This window comes from Streptomyces milbemycinicus (assembly GCF_002154605.1).
Taxonomy (GTDB): domain Bacteria; phylum Actinomycetota; class Actinomycetes; order Streptomycetales; family Streptomycetaceae; genus Streptomyces; species Streptomyces milbemycinicus.
In genome coordinates this window covers 1-18,664 of record NZ_MUNE01000174.1, presented here as the reverse complement: position 1 = coordinate 18,664, position 18,664 = coordinate 1, and the positions used below count along the sequence as shown (strand labels likewise).

Annotated in this window: 22 protein-coding genes; 10 read left to right on the top strand and 12 right to left on the bottom strand. The window is 71.0% G+C overall.

The window, feature by feature from the left end; translation table 11 throughout:
• The 4 genes from CCN51_RS15550 to CCN51_RS15535 all read left to right on the top strand — a co-directional run.
• The coding region (locus CCN51_RS15550) for an LLM class flavin-dependent oxidoreductase (protein ID WP_143675809.1) at nt 1-522 on the top strand (522 nt) is incomplete at its 5' end.
• 112 nt (nt 523-634) lie between these two features.
• Nucleotides 635-1,246: an acyl-CoA-like ligand-binding transcription factor gene (locus CCN51_RS15545; RefSeq protein ID WP_014178890.1), complete on the top strand. Its 612-nt coding sequence runs from the start codon at nt 635-637 to the stop codon at nt 1,244-1,246.
• A gap of 102 nt (nt 1,247-1,348) precedes the next feature.
• On the top strand, nt 1,349-2,806 hold the full coding sequence (locus CCN51_RS15540; protein WP_086859645.1) for an FAD-dependent monooxygenase: 1,458 nt from the start codon (nt 1,349-1,351) through the stop codon (nt 2,804-2,806).
• 133 nt (nt 2,807-2,939) lie between these two features.
• On the top strand, nt 2,940-3,815 hold the full coding sequence (locus tag CCN51_RS15535) for an alpha/beta fold hydrolase (protein ID WP_014178888.1): 876 nt from the start codon (nt 2,940-2,942) through the stop codon (nt 3,813-3,815).
• Here the strand turns inward: CCN51_RS15535 and CCN51_RS15530 are convergent.
• From CCN51_RS15530 to CCN51_RS15515, 5 genes are all read right to left on the bottom strand, one after another.
• Nucleotides 3,781-4,317 carry a hypothetical protein gene (locus tag CCN51_RS15530; protein WP_043487416.1) on the bottom strand — a complete coding sequence of 179 codons (537 nt, stop codon included), beginning with the start codon at nt 4,315-4,317 and terminating at the stop codon, nt 3,781-3,783. The two genes, CCN51_RS15535 and CCN51_RS15530, sit on opposite strands and share 35 nt — an antisense overlap.
• A 187-nt stretch (nt 4,318-4,504) precedes the next feature.
• The gene (locus CCN51_RS15525) at nt 4,505-4,762 is read right to left on the bottom strand and encodes a hypothetical protein (RefSeq protein ID WP_014178886.1); all 258 of its coding nucleotides are present in this window, start codon (nt 4,760-4,762) and stop codon (nt 4,505-4,507) included.
• Nucleotides 4,759-4,929 (bottom strand): hypothetical protein, encoded by a 171-nt coding sequence (locus CCN51_RS55855; RefSeq protein WP_170061310.1) that lies wholly within the window; start codon nt 4,927-4,929, stop codon nt 4,759-4,761. Before CCN51_RS55855 ends, CCN51_RS15525 begins: the two co-directional genes overlap by 4 nt.
• Before the next feature lie 20 nt (nt 4,930-4,949).
• Nucleotides 4,950-5,084: a hypothetical protein gene (locus CCN51_RS59215; RefSeq protein WP_264349430.1), complete on the bottom strand. Its 135-nt coding sequence runs from the start codon at nt 5,082-5,084 to the stop codon at nt 4,950-4,952.
• Entirely contained in the window at nt 5,081-5,467 is a 387-nt protein-coding gene (locus CCN51_RS15515) for a hypothetical protein (protein ID WP_143675808.1), read from the bottom strand. Before CCN51_RS15515 ends, CCN51_RS59215 begins: the two co-directional genes overlap by 4 nt.
• A gap of 267 nt (nt 5,468-5,734) precedes the next feature.
• Here CCN51_RS15515 and CCN51_RS15510 point away from each other — a divergent pair, with 267 nt between their 5' ends.
• Entirely contained in the window at nt 5,735-6,598 is an 864-nt protein-coding gene (locus tag CCN51_RS15510) for a helix-turn-helix domain-containing protein (protein ID WP_014178883.1), read from the top strand.
• Nucleotides 6,599-6,600: 2 nt separating this feature from the next.
• A complete protein-coding gene (locus CCN51_RS15505; RefSeq protein ID WP_014178882.1) occupies nt 6,601-6,810 on the top strand; it encodes a DUF397 domain-containing protein in 210 nt (69 codons plus the stop codon).
• Between the two features lie 13 nt (nt 6,811-6,823).
• On the opposite strand, the gene CCN51_RS15500 is transcribed toward CCN51_RS15505, so the two are convergent.
• Nucleotides 6,824-8,422, bottom strand: a complete 1,599-nt coding sequence (locus CCN51_RS15500; RefSeq protein WP_014178881.1) for a FadD3 family acyl-CoA ligase — start codon at nt 8,420-8,422, stop codon at nt 6,824-6,826.
• Nucleotides 8,423-8,525: 103 nt separating this feature from the next.
• On the opposite strand from CCN51_RS15500, the gene CCN51_RS15495 reads away from it, so the two are divergent.
• From CCN51_RS15495 to CCN51_RS15485, 3 genes are read left to right on the top strand one after another with little or no spacing between them, the layout of a single operon-like run.
• The gene (locus CCN51_RS15495; protein WP_043491229.1) at nt 8,526-9,677 is read left to right on the top strand and encodes a lipid-transfer protein; all 1,152 of its coding nucleotides are present in this window, start codon (nt 8,526-8,528) and stop codon (nt 9,675-9,677) included.
• An 8-nt stretch (nt 9,678-9,685) separates the two neighbouring features.
• On the top strand, nt 9,686-10,165 hold the full coding sequence (locus CCN51_RS15490) for a Zn-ribbon domain-containing OB-fold protein (RefSeq protein WP_014178879.1): 480 nt from the start codon (nt 9,686-9,688) through the stop codon (nt 10,163-10,165).
• Entirely contained in the window at nt 10,162-10,932 is a 771-nt protein-coding gene (locus tag CCN51_RS15485; protein WP_014178878.1) for an enoyl-CoA hydratase/isomerase family protein, read from the top strand. Before CCN51_RS15490 ends, CCN51_RS15485 begins: the two co-directional genes overlap by 4 nt.
• 43 nt (nt 10,933-10,975) lie before the next feature.
• Here the strand turns inward: CCN51_RS15485 and CCN51_RS15480 are convergent, their stop codons facing one another.
• The 4 genes from CCN51_RS15480 to CCN51_RS15465 form a co-directional block, all read right to left on the bottom strand.
• Nucleotides 10,976-11,539: a hypothetical protein gene (locus tag CCN51_RS15480; RefSeq protein ID WP_245881625.1), complete on the bottom strand. Its 564-nt coding sequence runs from the start codon at nt 11,537-11,539 to the stop codon at nt 10,976-10,978.
• A 146-nt stretch (nt 11,540-11,685) separates the two neighbouring features.
• Nucleotides 11,686-12,276, bottom strand: coding sequence for a hypothetical protein (locus CCN51_RS15475; RefSeq protein ID WP_014178876.1), 591 nt, complete (start codon nt 12,274-12,276; stop codon nt 11,686-11,688).
• 117 nt (nt 12,277-12,393) lie between these two features.
• Nucleotides 12,394-15,174, bottom strand: a complete 2,781-nt coding sequence (locus tag CCN51_RS15470; RefSeq protein WP_014178875.1) for an outer membrane protein assembly factor BamB family protein — start codon at nt 15,172-15,174, stop codon at nt 12,394-12,396.
• A 195-nt stretch (nt 15,175-15,369) separates the two neighbouring features.
• Complete coding sequence (locus tag CCN51_RS15465; RefSeq protein ID WP_014178874.1) at nt 15,370-16,266, bottom strand: VOC family protein; 897 nt, start codon at nt 16,264-16,266, stop codon at nt 15,370-15,372.
• A gap of 392 nt (nt 16,267-16,658) precedes the next feature.
• Between CCN51_RS15465 and CCN51_RS15460 the strand changes: the two genes are divergently transcribed.
• A complete protein-coding gene (locus tag CCN51_RS15460) occupies nt 16,659-17,306 on the top strand; it encodes a TetR family transcriptional regulator (RefSeq protein ID WP_014178873.1) in 648 nt (215 codons plus the stop codon).
• 197 nt (nt 17,307-17,503) lie between these two features.
• Here CCN51_RS15460 and CCN51_RS15455 read toward each other — a convergent pair whose 3' ends face one another.
• Both CCN51_RS15455 and CCN51_RS15450 read right to left on the bottom strand, forming a co-directional pair.
• Entirely contained in the window at nt 17,504-18,022 is a 519-nt protein-coding gene (locus CCN51_RS15455) for a nitroreductase family deazaflavin-dependent oxidoreductase (protein WP_014178872.1), read from the bottom strand.
• On the bottom strand, nt 18,022-18,664 hold a 643-nt coding region (locus CCN51_RS15450; RefSeq protein ID WP_245881624.1), incomplete at its 5' end, for an acyl-CoA dehydrogenase family protein. The genes CCN51_RS15455 and CCN51_RS15450, both read right to left, overlap by 1 nt.

Below are 18,664 nucleotides of genomic sequence, written 5' to 3'. Positions count from 1 at the left end.
TGGGAGGAGTACGAGTTCGACGCCGCCAGGGCGGACTTCGCGACCCGGGGCGCCCGGACGACCAGCGCGCTGCGGCTGATCCGGCAGCTGCACGAGAGCGGCGGCGGGCCGTACGAGGACGCGTTCCACTCCTTCGACGAGCGCGCCGTCTTCCAGCCCGTACCCGAGCACCCCGTGCCGTTCCTCATCGGCGGCAACTCGAACGCCGCGCTGCGCCGGACCGTGCAGGTGGGCGACTGGTGGCAGGGGGTGGGGTTGGGTCCGCGGGAGTTCGCCGGGCACCGGGCGAGGCTGCGCGAGCTGAGCGGCGGGCGGGAGATCCATGCGGGGGCGCGGATCGGGTGGGACGACGACGGGCGCGATGTCGGGCGCGATGTCGGGGAGGTGCGCGAGGAGGTAGAGGCGTGGCGAGCCGTTGAGGCGGACCATCTGGCCGTGTGGTTCGGATCCCCGGAGGGCGACGGTTTCCTTCGGCGGATGCGGGCGCTGGCCGAGGCCGTGGGCCAGGGCGACCGGGCTTGAGCGGGCGGGGGGATCGGGCGCGAGGGTAAGCCCCAGCAAAATATGCGGGGCACGCATTTTTACGCGCCACGCATCTTTTCGTGGCGCGCAAAGTTTCGCTACCCTTCTTGGCATGGGGTTGCGAGAGCGGAAGAAGGCCGAGACACGCGCGTCGCTCAGCTGGGCGGCGATCCGGCTGACCGTCGAGCGCGGGTTCGACAGCGTCAAGGTGGAGGACATCGCCGAGGCCGCAGGGGTCTCGCCGCGCACGTTCAACAACTACTTCTCCAGTAAGGGCGAGGCGATCGCCGCCCGCCACCTCGACCGATGCCTGGGCATCGCGGAAGCGCTGCGCGAGCGCCCGGCGGAGCCGCTGTGGGACGCGGTCCTCCACTCCGTACTGCCGCAGTTCGAGCCCGACGCGGCGGTGGCCGCCCACCCCGTTCCCGACGCGGCACAGTGGACGGCGGGGGTGCGCGTAATGCTCGCCGAACCTGTCCTGCAAGGCGAGATACTGCGGGCCGGGGCCATCGCCGAGGCCGAGATCGCCGCGGCCGTCGCCGACCGCACCGGCATCGATCCGCAGCAGGACCTGTATCCGCACCTCGTCGCGTCCGCGGTCATGGCCGCGACGAACGCGGCCATGACACACCACCTCCGCACCGATCCGCCGATGCCGATGAGCCGGTTGCTCACGGACGCCTTCACCCTGATCGCGGCGGGGCTGCCCACGCCCACGCCCTAGGCATCTCCCTACGCACACAAAGCCCGGCGACCGACCGGGCCGATACCCCCTGCCCAAAAACCCGAAAGCCCTGAAGCCCTGAAGCCCGAAAGGACTCTGCTCATGATCGACGTCGTCATCGCGGGCGCCGGCCCCAACGGCCTGATGCTCGCCTGCGAACTCGCCCTGGCCGGCATACGCCCGCTCGTCCTGGAACGCCTCACCGAACCGTCCACCGAGCAGCGCGCGAACGGCATGGTCGGCCAGGTCGTGCGGGTACTCGACCGGCGCGGGCTGTACGAGCGGCTGACCTCGCCCGGCGCCACACCCGAACCGGTGCCCCATTTCGTATTCGGCGCGTTCCCGCTCGAGCTGAGCGACCTGCCGGACAACCCCCTCTACGCCTTGCCGGTGCCGCAACGCCGCATCGAGCAGATGCTCGCCGAGCGCGCCGCCGAGCTGGGCGTCGAGATACGGCGCGACCACGAGGTCATCGGCCTGACGCAGGACGAGAAGTCGGTGACGGTCGAACTGCGCGGGCGCGAGCCGATCGAAGCGGCGTTCCTGGTCGGCGCCGACGGCGGACACAGCGTGGTCCGCAAGCTCACCGGGATCGGCTTCCCCGGTGTGACCGCCGACGACTCGGTGTCGCGCATGGGACAGGTGAGCGTGGACCCGGGCATGGTCGGCGCCGACGGCGGCCTGGCCGTGCCCGATTTCGGCGTCGTACCGGCGTTCCGGCATCTGCGCACCGAGCGCGGCCTGGTCGCCTGGGCGCCGTTCCCGGATCGCGATCCGCTGCTCAGCACGGTGGAATGGGACCAGCCGGCCGAGGGCGAGGCCTCCCTCGACGAGCTGCGGGCCAGCGCCTCCCGGGTGCTCGGTGTCACCGATGTGCCGCTCGCCCCGCCGACCGGGCCGGGACCGCATGTGATGAGGCGGCTGTTCGGCGGCAACACCCGCATCGCGGAGCGCTACCGCGCGGGCCGCGTCCTGCTGCTCGGCGACGCCGCGCATGTGCACTCGGCGATCGGCGGCCCCGGGCTCAACATGGGCATCCAGGACGCGGTGAACCTCGGCTGGAAGCTGGCCGCGGAGCTGTGCGGCCACGCCCCCGAGGGGCTGCTGGACAGCTACGAGGCGGAACGAGCCCCGGTGGCGCGGCGCGTCGCCATGCACACCCAGGCGCAGTCGCTGCTGATCCGCCCGGGCGGCGAAGTGACGGCGCTGCGCGAACTGTTCGGCGAACTGCTCGCCCAGCCCACGACCCGGCAGCACCTCGCGGATCTGATGTCCGGCGCGGACATCACCTACGACATGGGCCCGGTGACCGGGCCGCTCGTCGGCCGCTGGGCACCCGACCTGCCGGGCCTGCGCGAGGCGACCCGCACCGGCCGCCCGCTCCTCCTCGACCCCACCGGCACTCTCGACACGGGCCCCTGGGCACCGTACGTCGACACCATGACCGTCCCGGAACTCGACACCGCGCTGCTGCTGCGCCCCGACTGCTACATCGCGTGGCAGGGCACGACGGATGACGGTCTGCGCGATGCGCTGGGCAGGTGGATCAGGGCGGTTTGAGCGACGGGGGCTGGACGATGGCGGGCTGGACGATGGCGCGGCGCGGTCCCGCGCACACGAAAATCCTGCCATCCCGCAAACCTAGGGATGCTAGGTTAAACCTAGACCCCCTAGGAAGAGAGGCGGCCCAGCCATGCCCAAGCCCACGACCGACGCCCTTGAAGTCCCCGGCGCCACCCTCCACTACGAGACCCGCGGCAGCGGCCCCGTCCTGCTGCTGATCCCCGGCGGCGCCGCCGACGCCGGGCTGTACGAGGGCATGGCCCCCGACCTCGCCGCCCACTACACCGTTGTCTCCTACGACCCACGCGGCCTGTCCCGCAGCCCCCTCGACGGCCCGCTCACCGACCAGCGGGTGGACGTATGGAGCGACGACGCCCACCGGCTGCTCGAACTGCTCTCACCCCACGAGAGCGCGTACGTACTCGGCTGCAGCTCAGGCGCCGTCGTCGCGCTCGACCTCCTGGCCCGCCACCCCGAGCGGCTGCGCCGCGTGGTCGCCCATGAGCCCCCGCTGATCGAGGCCCTGGAGGACCCCGCCCCGCACCGCCGCCTCTTCGCCGAGGTGCGCGAGACGTTCCGCAGGGACGGGGTCGGCCCGGCGATGGCACGGTTCAACGAGGGCCTGGGAGGACAGCCGTCGGACCGGCCGACCGAACTTCCGCCCGAGATCCAGGAGATGGCCGCCCGTATGCACGCCAACCTCCCCGTCTTCCTGGAGCATGTGCTGTGCCCGTTCACCGCAACCGTCCCCGACCTCGCCGCCCTGCGCCCCGCCGCGGACCGGCTGATACTGGCAGCCGGCCGGGAATCACGGGAGCAGGAGCCGCTGTACGGGCCGGCCCGGCGGCTGGCACAGCTGCTCGGGCTCGGCGGCGAGGTCGTGGAATTCCCGGGCGGGCACGTGGGGGCCACGGAACACCCGAAGGAGTTCGCCAAGCAGCTCCTCGCGCTACTCCTGGGCCCCGCCGACGTCAGCCTTCGTCCGCACTCGACAGAGCTTCGGTGATCATGCGGGTGGCGAAGTCGCGGTCGTCGGTGAGGCGGTTGATGTGCTCCGCGAGCAGGAAGGCGGTGGCTTCCAGGGGAGTCATCTCGCCCTCGGTCCAGTATCCGTACTGTTTGCGCCACAGGTTGGGGCTCAGGCCGGTGCCCGCGGCGACGACCAGGCCGGCCATCGTGGGGATGGCGTCGGGGCCGACACTCCTGGGCATCATGCGCATCGTGGCCACGAGGTTGGGCACCACGTACTCGATGACATCCTTGCCGTGGTCCTCGTAGGCCAGCCGCAGCCACTTCATGAACATGAAGATGAGCGTGCACGCACCGTCCAGCACGGCATCCGCTCCCCCGGGGCCCAGGGACGCGGTGAACTGGTCCATCAGCGCCTGCTGTTCGGGGTCGGCCTCGGTCTTGCCGTCGTAGACGCTTTTGAGCCGAGAGTCGATCATCATGAGCGCTGCGCCCACATCGCCGACAGGAGCGTACTTGGGGTCGCAGGACGATGACACAGGGTTCCCCCTCAGGTGACCACGGTGGGTAGCACGATGTGTTCGTACAGTAGACCGCGGATGAGGTCGAGGTCTGGCGAATCCACACAAAGCTCAGTCGGCGGCGCCCGCCCTCCCCCACCCTCTTGCAGGAAATCGCTTGATGGAGAGCAAGCATTTTTTTGCGAGGGGGTGGGGGGAGGGCGGGTCACTCCCATCGTGGCTCGCCGCAGACGTCGGAATACTTCTCCGCCCCCTCCGGGAACCTGACGTTTCGGGCGTCGGTCATCCACTCCCGCCCACCTTCGGCCGGACGCAGGAACGCGACGCGGGGCCCGGACATCCTGTGGTCGAAGATGAGATCGTCAACGTGACAGACGTCCTGGAGGACGCCGACGCGCCCCGTGGCAGCGTCGTACGCTTCCTGGCCCACCTTCGGGCCCTTGTACGGCGTCGGCCGGCTCATACGGGCAACCCCCAGCGGGCCGTACGGCTCGGCGCTTCGTGGGACGGGTGACGGCGGCGCAAGACCTCATACGCGGTCGCCCTGCCGTAATCCCCCTCCTGCTTGGCCTTCTCGCGCAACGCGGTGTACTCCTCGCACTTCGCGCAGCCTCGGGTTCCAGCGGTCATGCCCCGCGCCATCAACGACTTCACCGCCGTGTCCCCCGCTCCAGGTGCTTGCGGATCGCCTTGGCCAGAGCCTCCGCGCGCTGCTCCAGCTCCTTGAGAGTGGGGCGCGGGCCGGAACCCCCCTGCGTCTCCTGTGGAGGTGTCTCCGCACTCACCTCGCCACTCCCAACGCCCGCTCACGCTCGTACCGGACGACGTACAACCCCACGGGGTCGAAGTCCCAGAGAATCGGGAAGCGCTCAGCGGCGGGGACGCGCGGGAGGACGAGCGTCGGCGGGTCCTCGTAGCAGACGGAGGATGAGGCGGAGGGAGCGGAGGACTCCGTGGCGACGGGCTTCGGCGGCGGTACGGGAGTGAGGGCGGGGTGAGCTGCCGGGTGCTCCGCGCTTTGCCGCCCCCGGCCGGTCGCACTCACGAGCCCTTTCAGGCCCCACTCCACGAGGGTGCGTACGCCTGCACGGAGTAGCCCTCGAACGTTTTTCGGATTGGTGGCGACAGAAACGCGCATGCGCTTCAGCTCGGTAATGACAGTGGCCATGCAACTGCCTCCCATCCCTGAGAAGTTGCTGGGCAGACGGGTGTTCAGGCGCAGAGATCGGCTGGCTCCAGCCGCCGCCTCAACCCGGCCCTCGGTTCCTCAATCACTGTTCTGTACCTACACGGGTATCTGCAAGTGAAACTGCCGCTATGGTGAAAGTGGCACATGCCTCCGCGTCAACAGAGGCTGTCGCCAGGGGAACAGGGGATGGCAGACTCGGTACGGCAACGTGCCGAGGCCATACAGGGGCACGTGGAGGGAACAGAGATGGCAGCACGACGAGGTGCTACGTTCCGCCGCCGGGAACTCGGCAAAGAGCTTCGCCGCCTACGCGAGAAGAACGGCCTCACCATCCTGGAGGCAGCCGAAGGGCTTGGGTTCTCCGACGCCAAGCTCAGCCGCGTGGAGACCGGTAACAACAGCCTCCCACGGGTTGCCGACATGGAGGCGCTGCTGGACCGCTACGGCGTTACGGACATCGATGACCGAGAGACCCTGCTGGCACTCCATCGCGAGTCGCGCACGAGTGACTGGTGGAGGCCGTACCGCAGCGTGATGCCATCGGGCTTGCACACGTACGTCGGGCTGGAGATGGACGCCCGTGCGATGCGTGCCTGGAATGCGCAGGTCGTCTTCGGGCTGTTGCAGACCGAGAACTACGCGCGGGCGATGTTCATGACCGCGAAGCCCGTCGAGGAGACGACAACGGCGTTCGTGGAGGACAACACGCGCGTACGCATGGAACGCAAGCAGGTCATCACGCGTCAGGACCAGCCACTTGAACTTCGGGTCGTCCTTGACGAGTCGGCGCTGCGCCGAGTCATCGGTGGCCCGGAGATCATGCGGGAGCAGTACGAGGCCATCGCCGAGTTGTGCGGTCTCGACAACGTGACCGTCCAAGTCCTGCCACAGTCCCTTGCCACGTACAGGGCAAGCGACAACTTCATCGTTGTCGATTTCGACAGCAGCCTCGACTCAGTCGTCGTACTCGACACCCGCACCAACAGCTACACCGATAAGAAGGGTGAGGTCTGGAAACACAACCGCCGCTTCGATGCCATGCGCGAGGGCGCACTACCTCCGACGGAAACGCCTCGCTTCCTCAAAGAACTAGCACGAGAGTTGGTATAGCCATGAGCGTCCGCAAAGAAGCCACCTGGTTCAAGTCGTCCTACAGCGGCCAAGACCCGAGCGCCTGCGTCGAGGTCGCAGACCTGAACACCGCAGTCGGCGTCCGCGACTCCAAAAACAAGACCGGCCCCGCCCTCCTCATACCCCCCGCCGCGTGGACCGCATTCGTGAGCGGCGTCCGTAAGGGTCGGATCGGCCACCCGGCCGAGTAGGTCAAGGGGGCGATCAATCAAGCCGCGGACCGCGCGAGCGCAGGTGCGTCTTGAGCACCTTTCCGCTCGCGTTCCGCGGCAGCTCCGTCAGGAACTCCACCTGCCTGGGCACCTTGTAGTTGGCCATCTCGCGCCGTGACCAGGCGATCAGATCGTCCGCCGTCAGCGTCGCCCCCGCGCGCCGCACCGCGTACGCCTTCCCCACCTCGCCGAGCCGCGGGTCCGGGATGCCGATGACCGCGATATCGGAGATATCGGGGTGGCGGGCGATGAGTTGCTCGATCTCGGCCGGGTACGCGTTGAAGCCGCCCACGACGAACATGTCCTTGATGCGGTCGGTGATCCGCAGATTGCCGTCGGGGTCCATGACGCCGACGTCGCCCGTGCGCAGCCAGCCGTCCGGGGTGATGGCCCGGGCGGTGGCGACGGGGTCCTCGAAGTAGCCGCGGGTGATGTGATAGCCGCGGACCCAGACCTCACCCGGCTGCCCCGGCGGGAGCTCCGTGCCGTCGGCGCCGACGACCGTGACCTCGGTGTGGGGGATGGCGCGGCCGGAGGTGGCGGAGACGATCTCGGGCGGGTCGCCGCGGCGGCACATGGTGACGGTGCCGGAGGCCTCGCTGAGGCCGTAGGCGGTCAGGACGGTGGCGACGCGGAGTTCGCTGCGGAGCCGTTCGACCAGTTCCAGGGGGACGACGGCGGCGCCTGTGATGACCAGGCGCAGGGTGGACAGGTCGTGCGTGGCGCGGGCCGGGTGGTCGAGGAGGGACTGGTAGAGGGTAGGTGGGCCGGGGAGGACGGTGATGCGCTCGGCCGCGATGTTGGCGAGGGCGGTTTCCACGTTGAAGACGGGCTGCGGCACCATTGTCGCGCCGCGTGTCAGACAGGCGATGATGCCCGCTTTGTAGCCGAAGGTGTGGAAGAACGGGTTGACGATGAGGTAGCGGTCGCCCTCCGTGAGGCCGGTGACCTCGCTCCAGGTGGTGTAGACGCGCACGGTCTGGGCGTGGGTGATCACGACGCCCTTGGGGTTGCCGGTGGTGCCCGAGGTGAAGGTGATGTCGGAGGGGTCGCCGGGGCGTACGGTGGCGGCTCGGGCGCGCACCGCCTCGGAGGAGACGCGCTCGCCCGCCGCCAGGAAGTCCTTCCAGGCGTGGAAGTCGGCGGGGGCGTCGTCGGCCAGGACGACCACTTCGCGTAGGTATGGCAGGCCGGGCAGCGGGCCGCGGCCGGGCCCCTCCCCCGCCGCACGGCGCAGCGAGGCCACGTACGAGGTGCCGAGGAAGGTGCCGGTGACGAAGAGGTGGGTGGCTCGGGTGCGCCGCAGGACGTATGCCGCCTCCGCGCCCTTGAAGCGGGTGTTGACGGGGACGAGCACCCCGCCCGCCGTGACCGCGCCGAGCGCCGCCACGACCCAGTCGAGGGTGTTGGGCGCCCAGATCGCGATCCGGTCGCCCGTCTCGACGCCCGAGGCGAGGCATGCCGCCGCGGCCCGCTCCACGCGTTCGCCGAGCTCCGCGTACGAGATCCGGGTGCGGCCCTCGACGACCGCCTCGGTGTCGCCATAACGCTCCGCCGCCGCCCGTACCAGCGCCGGGATGGTCTCGCGCATCGGGTCGCCTCCCGTATCCGCGCCACGAGTAGCTGACTGTCCGTCAGATTAGCGGTAGCCTTCCCCGCTGTCAGCACCGGTGAACGCGGCCATGGAGGTGGCGATGGGGGCGACCTTGAAAGACGCGACAGCGATAGCCGGTATCGGCCAGACCCCCTTCGCCAAACGCCTCCCCGAGTCCGAGAAGGCCCTGGCCTGCCGGGCGATCCTCGCCGCGCTCGACGACGCGGGGATCGCCCCGTCCGAGGTGGACGCCTTCGCCTCGTACACCATGGAGGAGACGGACGAGGTCGAGGTCGCCAAGGCCATCGGCGCCGGGGATGTGACCTTCTTCAGCAAGGTCGGCTACGGCGGGGGCGGCTCCTGCGCGACCGTGGCGCACCTGGCCGCCGCGATCGCCACCGGCCAGGCGAGCGTCGGGGTGGCATGGCGATCGCGCAAACGCGGCAGCGGCCCGCGCCCATGGACGAACACGCGCGCGCAGCTGCCGACCCCCGCACAGTGGACCCGGCCGTACGGGCTGCTGCGGCCCGCCGATGAGATCGGCCTGCTGGCCCGCCGCTATATGCATGAGTACGGCGCCACCCGCGACCACTTCTTCAACGTCGCGCTGGCCTGCCGCAACCGGGCCAACCAGAACCCGGCCGCGATGATGTACGAGCGGCCGCTGACCCGGGAGATGTATATGACGGCCCGCTGGATCAGCGAGCCGCTGTGCCTGTTCGACAACTGCCTGGAGACCGACGGCGCGCTGGCCTGCGTAATCGTCTCCGCCGAGCGGGCCCGCGACTGCCGGCGCCCGCCCGTGTACATACACTCCGTGGCCCAGGGGCTGCCCGCCCAGCACCACGGGATGGTCAACTACTGGAACGACGACCCGCTCACCGGGCCCGCTTGGACCGCCGCCCGCCAGCTGTGGAAGACGGCCGACTTCGGAGCGCAGGACGTGGACGTGGCACAGATCTACGACGCCTTCACCCCCCTGATCCCGCTGTCGCTGGAGGGCTACGGCTTCTGCACGCGCGGCGAGGGGGCCGCCTTCACCGAGGGGGGCGCGCTGGAGATCGGCGGGCGGCTGCCGCTCAACACCGGCGGGGGCGGCCTCAGCGAGGCGTACGTACACGGCTTCAACCTCATCACCGAGGGGGTCAGACAGCTGCGCGGGACCAGCACCGCGCAGGTGCCGGACGCCGCGACCTGCTTGGTCACGGCGGGTGAAGGGGTACCCACCTCCGCTCTGCTGCTGAGGAGTTGATCGAGGAGATGACACAGTCCGGTATCCGGGACGGCTCCGGCGACACGGAGGAACACGGGCTGCTCGTACCCGTATTCGACGACGACGGGGCGCCCTTCTTCGCCTACGCGGCGCGCGGCGAGCTGCGCGTCCAGACCTGCGCCGGCTGCGCCGAGCCCCGCTTCCCGCCCCGCCCTTGCTGTCCGCACTGCCAGTCCTTCGAAAGCGAGTGGATACGGACCAGCGGCCGTGGCCGGATCTGGTCGTACGTCGTACCGCATCCGCCGCTGCTGCCCGCGTACGCCGCCCAGGCGCCGTACAACGTGATCCTCGTCGAGCTCGTGGACGCCCCGCGTATCCGGCTGGTGGGCAATCTGGTCGCCGCCGCCGATGCCGCGCTCGACTCGGTCGACCCGGCGCGGATCCGCATCAACGCCCCGGTGCGGGCGGTCTTCCACCAGGCGGCGGACGGTGTCGTGGTGGTGCGCTGGGTCCTGGAGCGGCCATGACGGTGCGTACGGAGGTCCGGGACGGCGGCGTCGCGGTCGTCACGCTCGACCGGCCCGAGCGGCACAACGCCATCGACCTGGAGACGGCCGCGGAGCTGGCGGCCGTCTGGCGGGGCTTCCGGATGGATGATTCGGTGCGGGCCGTGGTGCTCACCGGGGCGGGCGACCGGGCCTTCTGCACCGGCCTCGACCGCGCGGTGCGGGTGCCACAGCCCTCGGGGCCGTACTCGGTCGAGGACCCGCTGCTGACCATCGGGCCCAAGGCGAACGACCTGTGGAAGCCGGTCGTCGCCGCGGTGGGCGGAATGGCCTGCGGCGGAGCGTTCTACCTGCTGGGCGAGGCGGAGTTCATCGTCGCCGCCGAGCACGCCACGTTCTTCGACCCGCACACCAGCTACGGCATGGTCAGCGCCTACGAGGCGGTCTACATGGCGCAGCGGATGCCCGTGGGGGAGGTCGCGCGGATGGCGCTGATGGGCACCGCGGAACGCCTCACGGCCCGGCGGGCCTATGAGATCGGCCTGGTGAGCGAGGTGACCCCGGCCGGCGCCGACCCGGTCGCCGCCGCCTTGCGGGCGGCCGCCGTCATCGCGTCGTATCCGTCAGCGGCGGTGCAGGGGACGGTACGGGCGGTGTGGGCGGCCAAGGAGGCGGCGCTGGCTCAGGCGCTGGCGCACGCCCCGCAGTTGGTCGCGCTGGGGAATCTGCCACCGGAGCGCCAGGCCGGGCTTTTCGCGGCCCGGACTCCGGGATTCCGTACGCGCTGAGGGGCGCCGGCCGGGGTACGTTTTCTCAGTTCGCTCAGTTCGCTCAGTTCGGGACCTTGATCACCGAGTCGACGGTGCAGGTGAAGGACGTCTGCTCGGTGAGGTAGCGGTAGGCGGTGGCGGTGACCGTCTGGGAGCTGCCGCTCGATACGTAGACGGACTGGTAGTCGGTGCCGAGCTGGCTGGAGGTGGAGGAGTCGGCCCACTTGACGCTGATCGAGTAACGCATGCCCTGCGTCTCGGGGTTCCTGACGTTGAGCGTGTACTGGAACTCATGCGTGGACTCGTCGTAGTCGCAGTCGCTGGCGGAGACGTCGTACCTGCCGTCCGAGTTGTAGGTGGGCGACGGGGAGTCGCTGTAGCTGTACGAGGGCGACGGGGTGTACGAGGGCAGATCGGAGGGTGTGTACGACGGGAGGCCCGACGGCAGATCCGTGGGCAGGTCCGTGGGCAGATCGGTCGGGAGGCCGCTGGGGCTGGACAGCGGCTCGCTGCCGCCGCTGCCGCCGCCGGAGACGAAGCCGCCGGACCCGCTGCTGTGCCTGCCCTTCTTGCCGCAGCCGGTCAGGGCCAGCAGCCCGATCGCGGCGACGGCGACAAGGCGCATGGAGCGGCGATGCATGAATTACCCCCGTTGGAAAGACACATTCAGGCCGACACCGGGCCGTTGACGAGTACACGCCACCCTAGTGAAGGCGGCTCCCTACCCCAAAGTCACTTCGGGAGAGGTTCCACCCGGCCGGCCTGGCCCGTTCAGTCGACGGAGACGACCTCACACGTCACTACGGTTCCCACAACCCCAGGATCATCCAGAGGAACTTTCACGGTCTTCGTCTGCTTCGCAGCGAAGCGCGCGTACGCGCTGCCCGAGGTCACCTTCGAGTCCTTGTCGCGGAAGTCCATGGTGACGATGTACGTCTGGGACCTGTCGGTTTGGTTGGTCACCTTCACGGTCGCGGCCGGCTCGCCGTTCTTGTCCTTGCCGGCGCACTTGACGACGGCGACGGCCGGCGCAAGCTCCCCCGGCTTGGAGGAGGAGCCGGACGACGAACCGCTGCTCGACGAGGAGTCGTTGTCGTCGTAGCGGTCGTGGTAGCGGTAGCCACCGGAACCGGAGCCGGAGGAGCCGGAGGAGCCGTCGTCGGAGCCGTAGTCGTCGGAGCTGGAGTCGGAGTAGCCGCCGGAACCGGAGCCGGAACTGGAACTGGAGTCGTGCGAGTTGGAGCTGGAGCAGCCGCCCCCGCCACCCGAGCCGTGCCGCCCGTGCCCACGGCTCTTGAAGCCGGTCAACGCCACCAGCACCACCGCGAGTACGGCCGTCAGCCGCAGACCACGCCGCATCATGTGTTCAGCCCCCGATTCCCCGTCGACCTTCCCGGCCCCACCGGGTCCGGGCAGCGCCCGCTACCGTAGCAGGAGCTGTCAGGTACATGGCCGACTGCCCATCAGGCGCGCGACGGACTACCCCTGGCGCGCCGACGCCCGCGACTGGCCGGTGCCCTTGACCGCGTCCAGCGCATAGACGCAGCGGTCCTTGCTGCACGCGTACACCACGCCGCCCGCGGCCACCGGCGAGCCCGTGATCTCGCCGCCCGTCGCGAGCTTCCACCGCAGCTGTCCGCCCGCCGCGTCCACCGTGTAGAGGCAGTGGTCGGCCGAGCCGAAGTGGACCCGGCCGTCCGCGACGACCGGGGAGCCGATGACCTCGCCGCCCGCCGCGAAGCGCCACTTGGGCGTGCCGGTGACCGCGTCCAGCGTGTACAGCGCGGAGCCGCTGCCCAGATGCACCGACCCGTCCGCCACCAGCACCGGCTCGATCGACTTACGCGCCTCGGTGGCGATCCGCCAGCGGTCGCGGCCGTTCGCCGCGTCCAGGGCGTAGACCGTGCCGAGGTAGTCGGCGATGTACACGCCGCCGCCCGTCACCGCGGGCCCCGGCGCGTACGCGGGGGCGCACAGGAAGACGGCGGGCGCCTCGAAGCGCCACCGCACCTCCCCGCGCTCGATGTCGATCGCCAGCACGCGCGTGCCCGCCGCCACGTACACACACCCGTCGGGGGCCGACAGCAGCCGCACCGGGACCCCGCCGCAGGACGCCGCGTCGCCGATCGGGTACGACCAGCGCTCCACGCCCGTACGGGCCTCCAGGGCGCGCAGCCGCGCGTCCGCCCAGACGAAGACCGTGCCGTCGTAGATGGCCGGCCCGGACTCGGGCGTCTCGAAGTCGGTCTGGGCGCCCTGCATCTCCCACAGCAGCTCGCCGTTCGCGGCCTCCCATGCCTGGACACCGCCGCCGCGGGTGCCGGTCACCACCGTGCCGCGGTCGACCTTGAGGGAGTAGACCCAGCCGTCCGTGGACAGCCGCCACCGCTCGGCGCCGTCCTCCGCGTCCAGCGCGTACAGCGTCGGGCCGTCCGAGGCGTGGATCCGGCCGTTCGAGACGGCCATGGCCCAGGCCACGTCGCGGGTCTTGAACTGGCGCCGCCCCGTGGCCACGTCCAGCGCGTGGACCTCGAAGGACGTCACGTACAGCAACTCGCCCGCGACGGCCGGGGTGCCCCACACATCGTTCGACATACGGAACCGCCAGGGGCGCCAGCGGCCGTGCGCCGCGCCCCCGCCGGGGGCCTCGGAGGCGTCCGGGGAGGGGGCAGAGGTGGGCGGCGACGACGGCGGCGGAAGGGCGCCGGGCGCGATGCCGCCCTCGCCTCCGTTCCCGCCGCCGGTCAGGCCGCTCGGCGGCCGGACCCAGCCGGTGGCGGGGCCCGTCTCGTGCTGCGGCTGCGGCTCGCGCCCGTCGGTGGCCCGGCGGCCGGGGCCGATGGGCACCTTGGAGCCGGGCAGCCGGACCGACGCATCGGCTCCGATGGGCGCCGGGCCCGTGGCACCTGTAGGACGCCCTGTAGGACCTGTCGGGCCGGCGGCCACGCCGGGGCCGGTGGGGCCGCCGGGGCCAGTGGGGCCGCCGGGGCCAGTGGGGCCTTGGACGGAGGGCGGCGCGGCCTGGGAGCCCGACGGGCCCGCCGCCGCGGGCGCGGCGTGGCGCCCGGGGCCGATGGCACTCATCGGGCCCGGCGGATGCGGCGGATGCACCGGGTTCCCCATATCGGTGCGCAGTCCGCCGCGCGGGTCGCCCGCAGGCATGGGCTCCCAGCCGGAGGCGCCGGCGGGCGCGCTGTGCCGCCCGCGCCCCGCGCCCGGTCCGTGCGCCGAGTCGTACCCCGGCGTGGGCGTCGGGGGGCGCTCCGGCGGCAGCGGCGCGGACGGCCGGCTCGCGCCGCCACCGCTCGCGCCGTCGCCGCCATGGCGGCCGTCCGCGCCCCGCGCGGGGCGCGCGATCTGGTTCCGCCCGTTGCGCTTGCGTTCGATCAGCGCGACCGCGCCGGCCGGCAGCCAGGCCGAGGCCGTACCGCTGTCCTCGGCGTTGGAGGCGAACAGATGCGGGGCCAGCTGCGACTGCAGATCGGCCGGGGTGGGCCTGCGCTCGGGCTCCATCTGCATACAGGACTCGATGAGCGGCCGCAGCTCGTCCGGCAGACCGGTCAGATCCGGGCCCTCGCGCAGCAGCATGAACACGGTCTCGACCGGGTTCGCGCCATGGAACGGGGCGTGGCCGGTCGCCGCGAAGGTCAGCGTCGAACCGAGCGAGAAGATATCGCTCGCGCCCGTCACGCTGCGCGAGTCGCGCGCCTGCTCGGGCGACATATAGGCCGGCGTACCCACGGCCACGTTGGTCATCGTCAGCCGGGTGTTCGAGACTCCGGACGCGATACCGAAGTCGATCACTCGTGGGCCGTCCTCGACGACCAGCACATTCGACGGTTTCAGATCCCGGTGGACCAGACCCGCGCCGTGGATGGACTGCAGCGCCTCGGCGACCCCGGCCGCCAGCCAGCGCACCGCCTGGGCCGGCATCGGCCCGCACTCATTGACTATCTCCTCGAGGGAGGGAGCCGGGACGTACGCGGTCGCCAGCCACGGCACCGCGGCCCGCGGATCGGCGTCCACGACGGCGGCCGTGTAGAAGCCGCTGACCGCGCGCGCCGCCTCCACCTCGCGGGTGAAGCGGACACGGAACAGCTGGTCCTCGGCGAGCTCGGTCCGCACCGTCTTGATCGCGACCCGTCGGCCGGACGCCGAGCGGGCCAGATAGACCAGCCCCATACCGCCCGCGCCAAGCCGGCCGAGCACCTCGAACGGTCCGATACGCCTCGGATCGTGCTGCGTCAGCTGCTCCACCACTTGCCTGCCACCTCCCCGTGGGGCTTGAAAAAATACAGCCCCGCTGCAGCGTCTCACCGACAAACCAACCGGCGGCACGCAACCTGCATTCTCTCTGGCGAAGGCGGCGGTTGCGAACCCGGGGGCGATTTCGTCGTGTCACCTGGCGGCGCCCGGCCGACCTCCACTTTGCCGTACGCCGGGCTCCCGGCCCCGCTACGCTCCGCTTTCCGTGCGCGAAGACCCCGCCGCCGAGGTGTCGACGACGGCGAAATGCGCGCCCTGATTGTCCGCAAGCGCCACGAAACGCCCGTACGGCGTATCTTCGGGGTCATTGAGCAGGCGCCCGCCGAGCGCATGCGCCCTCCGCGCGACTTCGTCACAATTCGCTACCACGAAGTAGGTGAGGAAGTGCGCGGGCATCTCGGCCGGAAATCTGTCACCCATGGCGGCGCGGGCACCGATCGCATGCTCGGGCCCCGCGGGCTTCCCGCGCGGCGCCCAGAACACGATGTCGGCCTCCTGCCGCCGCCCATCCACCCCTGTCCCTTCACTCGGCTCCCTCTCCTCGCCCGGCCTCTTGCCCTCACCCGGCCGCCCGCCCAACTCTTTCTCCTTCCCCGGCCGCACCGTCCCGCATCCGAAGACCGCCCGGTAAAAGGCGTCCACCCGCTCCGGATCCCGGGTGCGGAGCTCGATCCAGCCGTACGAGCCAGGGGTGCCGTGCTCCTCGAAGCCGGGGTGGCTGCCCGCCTGCCAGACGCCGAAGACCGCGCCCCCGGGGTCCACGGCCGTCACCATGACGCCGAAGTCCCCGATCGGCATGGGCTCGGTGATCAGCTGACCGCCTGCGGCGCGGATGCGCGCGGCGGTGGCGGCGGCGTCCTGGGCGGCGAAGTAGATGTTCCAGACGGTCGGCATCCGACCGTCCGGCTTGGGGGCGAGGGCGGCGACGTTCCGCCCGCCGTGGAACGCCTGGGTGTAGTGGCCGTAGCGCGGCTCGCCCGCCCCGAAGGTCCAGCCGAACAGCTCGCCGTAGAAGCGCTTGCCCGCCTCCAGATCGGGGAGCATCGCGTCCACCCAGCAGGGCACGCCTTCCGTGAATGCGGCCATGATTCCGGTCCTCCCGTGCGAATGCCCCGCTGCGCGACGCACAACGCTCTTTACGTCATTTGCCACGCTAATGGTTCATCGCCGGTAAAGCCCGATTCGATACGCGGGCATGGGGCCTGATTCGGGCACATCCCCAGGGTCTATTTCAGGCCGCTCGCCGATCCCCCGGCCTGCGCCACTGTCGCTCTGTCCACCGAAGTTATCCACAGGCTGTTGATAATATGAATCACGCGAACGGGTTAGCCGTCCGCGGACGGGCGAGAAGCCGCCCAGACGGGCCTCGATTACTCGTTGTCCCTGATCAGCACGGCCTCAGGAGTCCCAAGCCGAGCATGGTCCCCATTTGCACGCAGTCGAATCGCGCTTCGATCACCCCTCGGTAAGCTGACGTCATGACAGGACAAGTACGCACCGTCGACGGGCGGGTCGCCGGTCGCCGCGGGCAGGCGACGCGGCAGAAGCTGCTCGACTGCCTCAGCGAGATGCTCAGCACATCCCCGTACCGAGACGTCAAGGTCATCGACGTCGCGCGCAAGGCCGGCACCTCGCCCGCGACGTTCTACCAGTACTTCCCCGATGTCGAGGGCGCCGTCCTCGAGATCGCGGAGGAGATGGCGAAGGAAGGCGCGGGCCTGACCGACTTGGTCGCCGGGCGCTCGTGGGCCGGAAAATCCGGCGCACAGGCCGCGGAAGAACTCGTCGAGGGCTTCCTCTCCTTCTGGCGCAAACACGACGCCATCCTGCGAGTTGTCGATCTTGGCGCGGCGGAGGGGGACAAGCGGTTCTACAAGATCCGCATGAAGATCCTCAACTCCGTCACCAATTCCCTGACCGACGCCGTCAAGGAGCTCCAGGCGAAGGGCCGGTACGACAAGGACGTCAGCCCGGCGGCCGTCGCGGGCTCGATCGTCGCGATGCTGGCCGCGGTCGCCGCCCACCAGAAGGGCTTCCAGAGCTGGGGCGTCAAGCAGGCCGAGCTCAGGCCCGCCCTGACGCTTCTGATCCACCTCGGCATCACGGGCAGGAAGCCGCCCAAGTAGGCCGAGTAACACGCACCGCGCGCGTCGGCGTCGCGAGCGCCCGGGCCCCGACCCTTCGGGCCCGTCATCGCTCGCCCACCGCAGCGGGCCGGTCGGCTCCGGGGTTCCGCACGTCCTGTCACCCCCCACGGCGAACCCCGACCCACCGGCCCTACGCGCCCTGGCTCGCCAGCCCTACGCGCCGTGACCCACCGGCCCTACGCGCCGTCGGATCCGTCCCCGTCCCGTGTCGGCGCCACGCGGAACAGGCGGATCTCGCGCTCCACCCGCGCCTGATACGTCGCGTACGGCGGCCAGAAGCGGAGCACCGCCGCCCAGGCCGCCTCCCGCTCCTCACCCGTCAGCAGCCGAGCCCGGACCGCGATGTCACGGCCCTTCCAGCTGATCTCGGCGTCCGGATGGGCCAGCAGATTCGCGGTCCACGCCGGGTGGCCCGGTCGGCCGAAGTTGCTGCCGATCAGCAGCCAGGTGCCGCCGTCCTCCGGCATGCAGGCCAGCGGGGTGCGGCGGGGCAGACCACTTCTCGCGCCCGTCGTCGTAAGGATGACGCCGGGCAGCATCCGGGCGCTGGGCAGCACCTTGCCGCGGGTCAGCCGGTGCACGGCGCGGTCGAGCGCCGGGACGATATGCGGCGCGAGCTTCGCGAAGGCTCGGCCCGACGACACCTTCTGGATCAGCCGGACTCCGTAGCCCGGACGCGTTGTGGGCGACGCCATCACACCGCCACCGCCTTCCGGGCCCGGTGCCCGTCGGTGGTCGCGCTCGCGCCCGCTCCCGCGGCCGCGCCCGCGGTCGCTACGTCCGGCTCCGCGAACAGCCCTTCCCGCTCGGCCGCCCACGCCCGCAGCCGGTGCACCGGGCCGAAGAGCAGTTCGTCCGAGGCGGCCCGCTTGAAGTAGAGGTGCGCGTCGTGTTCCCAGGTGAAGCCGACGCCGCCGTGCAGCTGCACCGCCTCCCCCGCGGCCCTGCGCTGCGCCTCCAACGCCTGCGCGAGCGCGAGCCCGCCCGCGACGGCCGCCTCGGCGGTCCCGGCGGCCTCTCCGGCCTCGGCGCCCGCGCCCGCGCCTGACTCGTGGGCCACCGCGGACCGCCCCACGGCCCACGCCGCGTAGTACGCCGCCGACCGCGCCGCCTCGACCTTCACATACACCTCCGCCAGCCGGTGCTTGACCGCCTGGAACGACCCGATCGGGCGACCGAACTGCACCCGCGTCCGCACGTACTCCACCGTCCGCTCCAGCGCCGCGTCCGCCGCTCCCACCGCCTCGGCGGCCAGCGCGGCCGCCGAGGCGGTGGGAGCGGCGGACGCGGCGCTGGAGCGGACGGTGGAGTACGTGCGGACGCGGGTGCAGTTCGGT